Genomic DNA, 12,994 nt, shown 5'->3' on the forward strand with positions numbered 1-12,994 from the left:
ATGAATGACATAAAAACCATCGCTGAACGGGATCGCTCGAGTGTCCTGCATCCATTCACCCAGCTCAAGGAATTCGCCCAAGGCAAGATTGGCGATCCCACGATCGTCACGGGCGGCCAGGGCATTCGCATCGAGGACGCCGAAGGTCGCAGCTATATCGATGCCTTTGCCGGCCTCTACTGCGTCAATATCGGGTACGGTCGAACCGAGGTGGCCGAGGCCATCGCGCGGCAGGCTCACAAGCTGGCCTACTATCATACATATGCTGCGCACACGACCGAAGAGCTGGCAACGCTGGCTGATCGCCTCGTGCGAATGGCGCCGGGCAAGCCGGCCAGGGTGTTCTTCGGGCTGTCCGGATCGGACGCCAATGAAACCCAGGCCAAGCTCGTCTGGTACTACAACAACCTGCGCGGCAAGCGAGAGAAGAAAAAGATCATCTCGCGTGAGCGCGGCTATCATGGCTGTTCGGTCGTTTCCGGGTCGATGACCGGGATGTCGTTCTACCATGATCATATGGACCTTCCGTTTCCAGGCATCCTGCACACAGGTGCACCGCACCACTATTGGGGCGCCGAGCTAGGGGAGACCGAGGAGGCCTTCTCACGGCGGCGTGCTGCCGAGCTGGAAGAGCTGATCCTGCGGGAAGGGCCCGAAACAGTCGGCGCCTTCATCGCCGAGCCTGTGCTGGGGACGGGCGGCATCACGCCGCCGCCGGCGGGCTACTGGCATGAAATCCAGGCCGTGCTTCGACGGCACGACGTGCTTCTGGTTGCCGATGAGGTGATTTGTGGATTCGGGCGTACCGGCGCGGATTTCGGCAGCACGCTCTACGGGATCGAGCCTGATCTCGTGACCGTCGCCAAAGGTCTGACCTCCGGCTACGTACCGCTCTCGGCAGCCATTGTTGGTGAAAGGGTGTACGCGGTCATGGAGGAAGCCGCGGACAGGGTCGGGGCATTTTCACACGGATATACGTATTCCGGACACCCCATCGCGGCCGCAGCAGCCAACGCGGTTCTTGATATCGTCGAAAGGGAGCGACTGAGCGATCGTGCCAAGGTCGTCGGCGCGCATTTCCAGAAGAAGCTCAACGAACGCTTCGCGCAGCTCGAGATCGTCGGGGAAGTGCGAGGCGTTGGCTTGCTCGGCGCGATCGAGTTCGTCGCAGACCGCCACACGAAACGGCGATTTGATCCACAGCTCAAGGTCGGTGCCCGCATCTCGAAAGCCGCCCGTGATCGCGGGCTGATTGCCCGCGCGATGCCGCACGGGGACATTCTTGGTTTTGCTCCACCCCTCGTCGTATCGGAAGCCGAGATCGACGAGATTGTTGAACTCGCGCACGGAGCGACAAGGCAGGTGCTCGACGAGCTCTCCAAGGAATCGGCCCTTGCCTGAAAGTGGACCTCAGCTCCGCGGCTGGGGCGTCGGCAGCTCTGGTCGACCGTTTCGTTGATCGCTGGAGTGATTGTGCGCCGGGGGCGCCGCCGCTGACGGGACATTCTTCATCCGGGGGTAAAGCTTGTCCGGAAAAAGGGGACGCAGAAGCGAAATCAGAATTCCCAGAGAAGAGAAGTGCAGGTGCGACAGGATCGTAACTGGCCTTCTCCTCGGTGGCTAGCTAACGAACGTTCGTCCCGAAAGTTGAAGCGCAGGAGAGCGATCGCCGTCTCCTTCTTTAGGTGTGAAGCGGATGCCGATGACGCAGCGTGTCGCCGCACATATCGCGAGATGGACGTTCAGCCCTTCATGTGCACACTTTTGCGCGTGTCCGGCGAAGCAGGCCCCAACCCGTGCATCTTCACAATGATCGTGCGGAGTTGAGTTCGTGCCCGCCCTTGCGAGGCGCCGGAAGGCTCGTCTATGCGCCCCAATCCTTCAGGACGTCAGTGAATTCCGCTATTGTCGTGGCGTGGAGAAACATCATCAGCAGAGCGACCACAACCGCAATGAAAACCAGGTTGGGTTCGTAGATCCATTCGATCGCCGGAGACCTTTCCGCCGTCCCGAATGCAGAGCGACCGGACAGGCGGAGCTTCGAAATCCCGTGAATGACCAACGAATCAATGATGGCGGCGAGAGCCGCATATCCGAAATGTGAGATGAAATTCTGGGGGCCGGGCTTATGGGGCGAATGGCCGGACGGCCACACGTAATAAACCAAGTCTGCAAGAATATCCTCTGGATACCCATACCACAAATGGGTCAGCCAGTAAGACAATGCCAGCAGGAGCAGAGAGGTACCCCAGACAATCAGTAACGCAGCAACGGCCCCTCGACGACGGCTCTGCAGATCAACTCTGGCCGGCAGTATCCCCGCCAGAACAAACCCGGCCAGAAGAAAGCTCAATACGCAGATCACGGAAAAGATCACCGCGGACAGGTAACTTTCGGTCGAAACGCCGCCAGCGAAACGTGTGATAACGTAATATTCAAGAGGAATGACCAACCAGATCAACTTGGGCACCCACCGGCGAAGCCCGTAACCGGCCACCAGCAGATTGACCGGGAAACGCGACCACGACAGCAGTTCGTCATAACCTCTGGTGATCGTCGCGACAGAAATCATTGTCCGTTCCAGCTGATAACCTGATTAACCAGCTCAACAACCCTGCGGCCACGAACTCTCTTCAGAACGACCGATGTGGTTCTCGGCTTCCAGACCGTGGCAGCTTCGACAGCATTGGACTCGGCATCGGAGAACCAGCCCGTTCTCCGGACAGGTCCCGTAGGCAGAGGCGGACTGAAGCTGACGCAGGCCATTCCAGATGTTTCACGGTACGCGAATTCCGACGAAAGTCCCTGGTAGCGGCTGGTAAGTTCTGGCTTCGGAGCGGCATGTGCCGGAGGCGCGATGGTGCTTGCGACCTCGTAATCCGTGGGCGTGTCCTCTCTTCTTACTGTCTGGAAGACATAGTGACCCAGCAGGCTGGCATCATCCGTCCGGATGCCTTTGGCGCAATCGCCGTTCTCCGGGTTCTGCATCTTGAAGTGGAAGTAATCGTGCAGCTGACGTTCCTGCTCACGGCTTCCATCCGCGGCGTGATAGTCTACGTATCTGTTGATTTCAACGAAGCGGTCATCGCGATTGAACGACAGCAACGGGTTTCCGCCAGAGCAGCGCGAAAGGATCGGGGGCCGGTACACATAAACCCTGTTTGCGCGAGGCGCGGCGGCTGCAGTGGTCTGCGTCCGAATATGCCACACGCCCTCGTCACCGTCGCCGGGCGGGGGCCCGGGCGGTGAGTAAATGAACCTGCTGTTGACCGAATAGTGCAGTTTTCCACTTCCTACGAGGCGCGTGACGACCTGTCCGTCAGAACCCATGTAAGCATAGTAAAGTCCCGATGTTTGCAGTCGGGGACAAAGCTGATCAGCGTCAACCGATTGCGCGTGAACCTGGCCAGGCAGCCCGAGAATACAGGCCGCCAGAGTAAAAATAAGCCTTGACCCGATCATGGAGCCCTCCATTCCTACTTGCCGGCCGGTTCGCCGGGAACTGCTTCGACCAAACCCTCTGCCGCTTTTTCAGCGAGATCACGCACGTCGGACCGGAATCCTGCCAGCGCGTCTGTCGCGCGTTTCACTGCAGCCTCGATCAGGCTGCGAGTATCACCAGAAGCAGCGGCCATTTGCGAATTCCGCGTTGCGACCGCCTCGATGAAGCTGCGTATATCGGAGTAAGTGCCGGCCGGCGCGCCGTCGATGCTGTTGACAACGAAGCGGCCGAGCGCTCGATAGGCCTCAAACTGGGTTTCCCCGAACCGTTGGTCGATCGTCGGTTCATGAGGGAATTGAGCGTTCTTGATCGCGTAGCTTCGAACCGGTGCGGGTTCGATTCCCTGAAAATCCGGTTTCAGGTAGAGAAGAAGTCCGGCTCCGCCTTCACGATAGGAAATATCTGCAACTGCGCAGTAGGATCCGCTCGCCGCCGGAGGATTCGTGCGCTTGACCATTTTGAGGGACCGGAAATCGATTTCAGCATCAAGATCGATCGAGATCTTGCGCAAGGCATTGCCCAGGTCCTCAAATGCACAGTTGGGATCGGCTCCCGCGTCGCTGACGACGATCAGACGGCACCGGCGGCGCACCATCTCGTAAAGACCGAGATTGTCAAAGTGGCCACCATCGGACAGGTTGACGTAAGCCTTGCCTTCGTCAGTCAGCCCAAGCGCCTCCTCGAACATCGGCTTGGCCGCAATCACGGGACCGCGATGCTCGAACGTGTGGTTGCCGGCCGGACCAGGATTGCCCAGCCATGCGCCCAGACGCACGTTGAAGAATGTCAGCAAGAAACTGAGTCCGAGGGAGGAATGATAGCCCATGTTGGGACTTGCGGCCGCGCCCGAGATCGTCATCGCGGTTCCGAGGTCCAGTTGCCCTCCGTACTTCGCCGTGGAGCGGTAATAACCTCTCGCCCATCGCAAGTCAGTTGCCGGCGGCTCCGCGGGATCCCGCAGATCACCGCAGCCAACCGACAGGGGCGTCGCCGTAAAAGACAGTGCCTTTCGTTCGCGCCAGGCGAGTTCACGGGTGGCGACGACGTTGAGCGCCATGTTGATCACGTGCAGATGGGGCGGCTTGCCCGGGCCCTTTACCGCAGGCCAGAGTTCGTTCAGCCGGATGTTGTCCCATTGGTCGAAATCGGTGAAATGATTTGGACTTCGGTCGGCCTTCGATGCGCCAAGGAACGTCCGGATAAGCCGGTTGCGATAGATGCCGTGCAGGAAAAGCGGTTTGTGTTGATCGCCCATGATGCGAGAATGGCGAGCCCGAACGCCGCGCCAAAGAATGTCATCAGCTGGTTCAGCGGTCTGCTTTCGAGTGACTTTGCGAAACCGATGAATTTGCCATCATGGATTGTTCCGTCGACAAACGCCGAGAGTGTGCTGACGAGCACCCCAAAAAACAGCGGGACCGAAACCGCCAGAATCAGGGCCGCTGATCTGTTCCTTGATTGTCGCATAGCCCTTCTTGATAACTGCTGCCGTTGATGAGGCCTTTCCAATCAGGCTCGCAACAAGACCTGCACCCCCACCCCCGACCGCCAAAGTGGTTATGGTAGGCAACTGTCCGCCTTTGCTGTTAAAAAAATGCAGGATCAGGTAAGCACCGCCGAAAATCAGCAGCATTGCGATCGTCCAGCCTTGCGGCCGCCCGTCCGTGGTACCCGGCAGCGCGCGCCAGCCACTCCCGTTCGGCGTCCCCCCATCGAACATAGCTCGTGACACCGCAGTACAGCAGTTCGCTGGCAAAGGATGCTCCTACGAAGAGCGGTGGTCCAAGGCAGATCAGGACGAATTGTACGAAGGACGGATGGCTGACCGACAAAAGGTCAGCCACCGACATCTGCGATGATACGACGGCGCCGACCATGACAGCCAGAATGTAGCCCGTCAGGGCACCTGATACCGTGAAGGCTGCGATTATTGCAGACGAACGTATCGCGGACAGCGTGCGAATATTCTCGAATGTCGAAGTGTCGTCTCTCTGCCTGGGCCGCGTGAAGGACAATGCCAGCACGGCCGCGATCAGGTACACGCTGCCGCCGATCATGGTCACGGCAGCGGTCGCGTTAATCGCAGATTCTGACGAAAACCTGTAAAACTTCAGTGCAGCAATGCTGATGAGGCTTCCGCCTAACAGGACTGGAAGCATCTCGTACCAGATAAAGCGCTCACGGCCGGACGATTCGTCGCCCCACCCGGGACGTTGCTGGACGGAATCCAGTACCGCTGCTCCGATCATGGCGATACCGAAGCCGCCGATAGTGGCGATCCAGGAGGCGCTGTCGTTTGGAATGATCAGGCAAAGCTGGACCAGCAGCTTTACTCCGACAATGCCGGCAAGCAATGCGGGGATCAGGATAAGCCAGTTCAGCAGCAGGTTCCGCACGAACAGCGCGAAGAGAGTAAGTGTATCGGTGGACAGAAGGCCGGCACGTGGCGCGAGATAACTCGTATATCGGCGCAAATGCTGCAGCGGTGAAATCTTCGAGTTGGCCGGCAGGGCGCCCCGCAGTTCAGCCTCGACCTGATCATAACCGGCGCGCTGTACCCAGGCAGTCAATAACGAGCCGACATAACCTCCGCCGGAAACGGTGGACAGATAATCGAACTTCGAAAGGATCCTGCGGTCGGCAAGTCCCTGGATGACGCCCAGCGCAAATGCAGCAACTGCGAATGCCCCACCCGACAGACACAACGCGGAAAGGTCCTGCAGTTCCTTGACGCCATCCTGATAGGCTTTGACCTTATCCGCCGTCGATGCCCCCTTGGGGATTTCTGCCGTCTGGAGCGGGTCTAAATCCCGGCGCCTGCGAACCGCATCTAGCTCATCCAGCAGTACATCGCCAACGTCAGAAATTGCCGGGGCTTCCTTGCGTGGAGCGGCGCAATGAACGGTCATCCACTATTGCTCGTCTTGGCTTGCAGGGAATACGAAAGCACATCCCCGCTGATGAAATATCGCCTGGTTCAAATAACTGAATTCAAAGCTGCCGCGTAAAGCTGCCACACGTTGCAGTCGTCGGCAATCTTTAGTTGCTGTTGGTCCCCTTTGCGTTCGTCCATTCCGTACTGTTCGCACCCGCTCTCTGGTTGCTTCGTTCGGTGCCGTCTTCAGGGGCGCCGGAAGCGGAGCAGTCCGCATTTCCAGGCAGCATCGCCGTTCGTTTCAATGTTGCCCGCCCGGCCCGAACGAGAGCCTGAAGCCACGACGAACCTGAGGTCGCCCGCACGGGAAGGGGGAAAGGGCTCGCCAGATCTTGCTGATTGTCCGCTCTCACGCACAGTGATGCTAATCCATTTCACCAATAGCGAAGCGCGCATGACCCTCGCCTGGGAAGGCCTTGTGACGGGTGCGTCCCGGATCTGGATTGCGATGTCGGGCCGTCGTACGTCGTGCCGCCGCGACGGCTTCCGATCCGGTCGTCGTCGTTCAGATAACATGGCCGGTAAGGGCGGCCGGGGGCGGTCCGGCCGGATTTGTCGAGCGCCGCCAGGCGGGTCGCGCCGGTCGGGGCCTCCGCAGCCGGATGGATTCGCTGCCGTCCGGCCGGTTTCAGGGCAGGAGGCCTCGAGCCGGTCTGCCAACCGATTTTCGATCGTCCGCAATCCTGTATCCATCGCGAGGCTTGCAAAGGCGAACCACTCATCGGCGTGCTGCACCCCGGGAGAGTCCCGGTGCCCCGGGGCAGGACGCCTGAATCAATCTGGCCACGCGGTCAGCAAGTGCTCCATATCAACGCTTCATTGAAGTACCGGCGGTTCGTGGATGGCACCCGGCCGGCAGACAGCCATCGACCAGGACCGTAGAGGTAAGATTGACCGCTCGAACGCACAAAAGCTGCGAATGCTCCCGCTCACGCGCAGAATTTGGAGGTTGGGTGGGCCCGGATTGATGAACCCCGACTTCGGTACCTAGGTAACGTTTTGTCAGACATCGAGGGGGCCTCGAGTCGTTCCGTCGAGCACAGTCCGTCGCGACGAAATCAGCAGCGATGGTTCTTTGGAGCACGGGACTCACGTTTTTCGATCCTGGAGGGTCATCGATGAAACTGACGAAGGGTATTGTCGTCTGTTCTGCTGCAATGTTCGGCGCCGGAGCGTAGGCCGCCGATCTTCCCGTGAAGGCCAAAGCCATCGAGTACGTGAAGACGTGCTCCCTGTATGGTGCCGGGTTCTTCTATATTCCGGGCACTGATACCTGCATCAGGCTCGGTGGTTATCTGCGTGTCCAGGCGGGGCTGGCAACCAACGCTCTCTATGATGCGGCCAACGGCCAACAGCGGGACGGCTGGCGCGCAAAATCGCCTGCGCAACTATTACAGCACCGGCTCGCGTGAAGATCTGACCATCGACACGCGCACGCAGACGGACTACGGCCCGGTCCGCACGTTCTTCGACAGCGTATTCACCTGGAATTCGGGCGGCTATGCCGGTGCCGGCACAACTGCCGCGAACGGTTCGACCGCCTATAGTGGAGCGACTGTCGCTGGCGGCACGCTGGGTGTCTACTATACGTTCATGCGTTCGCGCCTCGGTGCATCTTCCGCTGCGGCGATATTTGGGCCGGCGCGGGAAAGGCCCTGCAAGGAAGTCAATCTTCGTTCTTGATAGGTGCTCTGGCCTCCCGTCGCGTCAATTGCCTGACGCGCCTTATCTTGTTCAAGTGTGTGGCTCTCGTCCGCCGGCTCTTTCAAGGATACTGCTAGTCTTAGTAGGCCTGCAATTTTCCGTTCTCATGTAAGAAACGTGCGAGGCGTTTTATGCGCGTCGAAACGCGCAGTGACATGCGTGCGTTCGGGCGATGCGTCCACGGTCCGCACCTGACACGCCCGTGCTTGCTAATGTGGACCTCTTGCTTGGAAAGGAGACGGACGATGGGTGAGATAGTTGGAGGGGCAGCTAACATGCGTGCGTTCGAAACGCTGGAATCGAACGTCCGGTTGTACTCACGTTCGCTTCCGAGTGTTTTTAGTCAGGCGCACGGTTCCATCATGCTAACGGATGGTGGCCGGGAAGTAATTGACTTCCTCTCCGGTGCTGGAGCGCTGAACTACGGTCACAACAATCGCGAAATCAAAGCTGCTATTACTGAGTATCTCTCGTCGGATGCCGTCATTCACGGGCTTGATATGGCGACTCCTGCAAAGCGCGAATTCATGGAGACCTTCGACTCTGTTGTACTTCGCGAACGGGGTCTGCAGAATTATCGCTTTCAGTTCACTGGGCCGACGGGCGCCAATGCCGTTGAAGCAGCTTTGAAGCTCTCGCGCAAAATCACGGGACGTCAGAACGTCATCTCGTTTACGCATGGATATCATGGCCTGAGCTTGGGGGCCACCGCCGTGACCGGCGGTCGTCTTTTTCGCATAGCCAGTGGCGTGTCATTATCTGGCGCGACCTTCATGCCCTACGACGGCTATCTGGGGCCAACCGTTGATACGACTGACTACCTGCGGAAGGTGTTGCTGGACGAGAGTAGTGGTATCGATGCTCCAGCTGCCATTCTCGTCGAAACGGTGCAGGGGGAAGGGGGAATCAATGTAGCTGGCAAGCAATGGCTGCAATCGTTGCAGGCCATAGCAAAAGATATTGGCGCTCTTTTTATAGTTGACGATATCCAGATGGGTTGTGGCCGTACAGGCGAATTCTTCAGCTTCGAGTTCGCAGGATTGTCGCCCGACATTGTTGTGCTGTCGAAGTCGCTAAGTGGGTATGGCCTGCCGTTGTCGATGCTCTTGATCAAGGAGGAGCGCGACGCTTGGCGGCCAGGAGAGCACACAGCCACGTTTAGAGGAAACAACCTTGCGCTTGTATCTGCTACGGCAGCTATAAACATTTATTGGCGCAGCCAAGCGTTTTCACAAGGGGTTCAGCGCATGGGGGAATTGATGCACCGCCGGCTTGAAGCCATTGCATCCGAACATGGAAACGGTTTTGCAGTTCGAGGACGCGGCCTAGCCTTGGGATTTGATTGCCACGTTGCTGGAATCGCAGAGACGGTGGCACAAAGAGCATTTGAGAGGGGATTGATTATCGATAGATGCGGACCCAGTGATGAGGTCGTAAAATTTCTACCCGCGCTCACGATCGACCCAAAGACATTAAATCACGGCATCGACATATTCGAAGAATCTTTGGTGCAAACGCTAAAACGCCCCAGATGAGCCTAACCGGTCACCGGGTTTCAATTCCGCAGCGCTTGGAGGTGCCGGGAGCGACAGCGAGACCGAATCGTGGACCACTCAAAGCTAGTGTCCTGAACCAGAAATTCGCGACACTACGATTGTTGTGCTTGAGTATTGTAACGGCAGAAGCGCTCGATGGAGGCGAGGATATCATCGGCGGATTTGGTCCATTGGAATGACTTGAGGTCGGCATTGTGATGGCTGATGAAGTCCATGATGTCGACGCGCAGGGGCTGGACGCTGCGATACATGCTGCGCCGGATCTTCTGGTCGGTGATGAGGGCGAAGAAGCGCTCGACCTGATTGAGCCAGGAGAACTGGTCGGGGTGAGATGGGCATGCCAGCGCGGCCGTTTGGCGAGCCAGTTGCGGATCAGTGGGGCCTTGTGCATGGCGTAGTTGTCCATGAAGAGATGAACATCGAGACCGCACGGGACGGCAGCCTCGATCTCATCGAGGAACTTGCGAAACTCGGCGGCGCGATGGCGGGCAAAGCATTTGCCGATAACCTTGCCCGTCGCAATGTCGAGCGCCGCCAAGAGCGAGGTCGTGCCGTGGCGCGTGTAGTCATGGCTGCGCCGCGCCACCTGACCGGGGGTGCATCGGCAACATGGGCTGGCTGCGGTCGAGCGCCTGGATTTGCGGCTTCTCGTCTAGACACAGGACGACGGCATGCTGGGGCGGGGAGACGTAGAGGCCGACCACATCGCGCACCTTGGCCACGAAATCCGGGTCGGTCGAGAGCTTGAACGTCTCGATCCGATGAGGCTGCAAACCGAAGGCTCGCCAGATGCGCTGCACGCTTGAGACCGACAGTCCACTTTCCTTTGCCATGCCGGCGAGCTCCAGTGGGTCGCATCCTTCGGAAGGCTTTCCAGGGTCTTTACGATGGTAGCTTCGATGCGCGCATCATCGATCGTCCGCGGGCTCCGGGCCTTGGCTCGTCGCGCAGGCCTTCCACGCGATCCTGCACAAAGCGCCTGCGCCACTTGCCGACCGTGGTCTCGATCACACCGAGCTTCGCCGCCACCTCCTTGTTCTGGCTGCCCCCTGCACGGGCCAGAATGATCCGGGCCCGCAACGCGAGGGCTTGGGCCGGCCGTCTTGCTGCGGCCTGTCAACGCCTTCAGCTCAGTCCGTTCCTCCCCGGTTAGGATCAGGGGTGCCAGCCGCGCCATCCAATGCTCCATCGCTGTTGCCCTGCAAAACATGCCACAGCGATGCGACCCTAACGCGAATCTAATGATGCGAACTTGTGACTCGGGACACTAGCTAGGGCTTCGCGTCACTATCGCGTTAAGGGGCTGATTGTTCGACGTCGATCCTCATCCTCCCCACGGAACACTCTTCCTTGAAGGGTCCTAAGCGCCGTTTAAGGTCAATACACCATTCGAGATCGAACGCTGCGCCAATGGTAAAAGCCCCGAAGAACACCTTCAGATGCGACAGACGGCTGAGCCGGCCTTTGGCTTCTTTGGGATCTATATGTGTGAGCTGCTCGCCAAGCGTTCCGCGGGCAGGATCTGGCGAAGGCATTTGATTCCATCCTGAAACGGGAGGCGAGCTTCATTCTGTTCCTCGCGGGGTAAGGGCCGTACCTTTCAGAAAGCGCTGCGTAACGGGGCTTACGAGACATCGCGCTCGGCCGAAAGCTCTGGCTGCTCTGGGGCTCTGGTCGCGGCGGGCGGCGCGTATGTATAGCCCGATCGTTACGGCCAAAATGAATGGCATCAATCCGTAGCCTTGGCTTTCCAACTCACTCGATTGCATCGCGCGTTCCCAGCTCATCCGCTGGATGTGCTGCTACTTTCGAATTGCGCGCCGGGCTCGGCAATTGCCACCCAAGCGGCGTCATCTGCGACGCTGATGGCACTGCCGCGTGACGGCCCGTCTGTGGCCTACGCCGGATGGATAGTGCGCCAGTGAAACTGGCGAAGGATAGTCGATGCAAGTTCGATACAGGAAAGGAGTAGCGACCTACCTTGGCCCCGAGTCATGCGGAGGCGTTCGTGAGGACGACTTCGAAGCGTTGACAGGGGAAACCGCAGGCCAGCCATTGAGCCGCGAAATCGGAAGTCTGGAGCGCCGACGCTGTTATCCTAAGCGGAAGGCAACAAGTTGGGCGGCGCACATCGCGAGCCGCTCAACGGCTCCACGCGGTCGGAGAGCCTGAGCATGCGGGGAAATTCTTCGCACAGGAAGTGGGAGATCTCGTCGTCGCCCGAAGACAAACAGCCTTCGGGCAGACTGGGGAAAGGCGAATGCCATAAGCCCAGCGTCATCGTCGACGAGAAGTCGGATGTCCGCATAGTACCAATGAACGACCTGAACAAAAGCGACGGGTCCACACCGTTGCTCGCGGAAGGTCTGGAGGGAAGGCGGGCAGCCAAGGGCAATAGCAAACATCCTCCCGCGCCCCGGACCCTGAGCCGGACCAGCGCGTCGACGAGGCTCGAAGCTATACGTGAACTGGCAAGACGATGATACTGTCGTTGAGTAAACGTGGATCGTCGAGGGAGCGACACCAAGCGCGTTGGCGGCTTGCTTGATGGTCAGAAGATCGCCGTCGGCTCGCGGTTTTTCTTGGAAGCTCGGGATCTTCCAGTGCCGGCGTAAATTACCGACGCGGTTGCGGTCGAAGCGGTGGCCGTAGGCCGTTGTGCGGCCCTGCCGGTTGAGGATGCCGGCGATCACGGCATCGCGATAATGCACTGCCAGTCGTCGCAGGAGCGCAACTGTATCCTCGTCGGTGCGGATCGTCGCTGGCCGCGATCGGGGCAGGGCGAGATCGATCTCGGTCAGCGCGCCGCCCTTCCAGCGCAGCGTCAAATGGGCGGCAAAGGCATCGCGATCGACTTTGATGACGACCTCGTCGAGGAGCGTGCGCAACTCCTTCTGGTCGCGCGGCGTCGTCGTGCTTGCGTTCCAGACGGAGACGAGATCAGGTCCGAGCGCGAGCAGGCGGTCACGCTCCTGTTGGCTGATCATATGGGGGCGAGCGGCCTCACGACGCGCAAGATCGGCCTTGGCGGCCTCCAGCGCCTTCAGGCATGCTTCCCACTCTCGCTCGAGACCGCGCGCGACGAGACGGTTGTCGGGATCGACGGCGCGATAACGGCGTTCTGCGCGTTGGGCTTCGTAGCTGGCGCGTTCAACGGCAAGTCGCCATTGTTTGGTCGGCTGTGAACAAGCCTGTAAGCGATTGAGCGGGAGTCTGTTTTTGGGATTTGACGGCGTTTGAGATTGCAGGGATTTGAGGCTTGATGGCCGCAAACCTTGCAAATTCGTTTTGTGGATT

Annotated in this window: 9 protein-coding genes and 2 pseudogenes; 3 read left to right on the top strand and 8 right to left on the bottom strand. The window is 59.1% G+C overall.

What is annotated here, in order from left to right:
* A complete protein-coding gene (locus ACVIHF_RS43180) occupies positions 1–1,401 on the top strand; it encodes an aminotransferase (RefSeq protein ID WP_456794001.1) in 1,401 nt (466 codons plus the stop codon).
* 463 nt (positions 1,402–1,864) lie between these two features.
* Here ACVIHF_RS43180 and ACVIHF_RS43185 read toward each other — a convergent pair whose 3' ends face one another.
* From ACVIHF_RS43185 to ACVIHF_RS43205, 5 genes are all read right to left on the bottom strand, one after another.
* Entirely contained in the window at positions 1,865–2,572 is a 708-nt protein-coding gene (locus tag ACVIHF_RS43185) for a hypothetical protein (RefSeq protein WP_456794002.1), read from the bottom strand.
* Positions 2,569–3,462, bottom strand: coding sequence for a hypothetical protein (locus tag ACVIHF_RS43190; protein ID WP_456794003.1), 894 nt, complete (start codon positions 3,460–3,462; stop codon positions 2,569–2,571). Before ACVIHF_RS43190 ends, ACVIHF_RS43185 begins: the two co-directional genes overlap by 4 nt.
* Positions 3,463–3,476: 14 nt before the next feature.
* Entirely contained in the window at positions 3,477–4,757 is a 1,281-nt protein-coding gene (locus ACVIHF_RS43195) for a hypothetical protein (RefSeq protein WP_456794004.1), read from the bottom strand.
* Positions 4,758–4,856: 99 nt separating this feature from the next.
* Positions 4,857–5,135: a hypothetical protein gene (locus tag ACVIHF_RS43200; RefSeq protein ID WP_456794005.1), complete on the bottom strand. Its 279-nt coding sequence runs from the start codon at positions 5,133–5,135 to the stop codon at positions 4,857–4,859.
* Complete coding sequence (locus tag ACVIHF_RS43205) at positions 5,089–6,411, bottom strand: patatin-like phospholipase family protein (protein ID WP_456794006.1); 1,323 nt, start codon at positions 6,409–6,411, stop codon at positions 5,089–5,091. Before ACVIHF_RS43205 ends, ACVIHF_RS43200 begins: the two co-directional genes overlap by 47 nt.
* Positions 6,412–7,630: 1,219 nt before the next feature.
* Here ACVIHF_RS43205 and ACVIHF_RS43210 point away from each other — a divergent pair.
* Positions 7,631–8,036 (top strand): annotated as a pseudogene (locus ACVIHF_RS43210) (porin); the annotation flags it as partial.
* A 380-nt stretch (positions 8,037–8,416) separates the two neighbouring features.
* Positions 8,417–9,676 (top strand): diaminobutyrate--2-oxoglutarate transaminase, encoded by a 1,260-nt coding sequence (gene ectB, locus ACVIHF_RS43215; protein ID WP_456794194.1) that lies wholly within the window; start codon positions 8,417–8,419, stop codon positions 9,674–9,676.
* Between the two features lie 113 nt (positions 9,677–9,789).
* On the opposite strand, the pseudogene ACVIHF_RS43220 reads toward ectB, so the two are convergent.
* From ACVIHF_RS43220 to ACVIHF_RS43230, 3 genes and pseudogenes are all read right to left on the bottom strand, one after another.
* A pseudogene (locus ACVIHF_RS43220) lies at positions 9,790–10,874 on the bottom strand (IS630 family transposase).
* A gap of 118 nt (positions 10,875–10,992) precedes the next feature.
* Positions 10,993–11,232, bottom strand: coding sequence for a hypothetical protein (locus ACVIHF_RS43225; protein ID WP_456794007.1), 240 nt, complete (start codon positions 11,230–11,232; stop codon positions 10,993–10,995).
* A gap of 558 nt (positions 11,233–11,790) precedes the next feature.
* Positions 11,791–12,978, bottom strand: a complete 1,188-nt coding sequence (locus ACVIHF_RS43230; RefSeq protein WP_456794008.1) for a hypothetical protein — start codon at positions 12,976–12,978, stop codon at positions 11,791–11,793.
* Positions 12,979–12,994: the final 16 nt, after the last annotated feature.

This window comes from Bradyrhizobium sp. USDA 4506 (assembly GCF_054058795.1).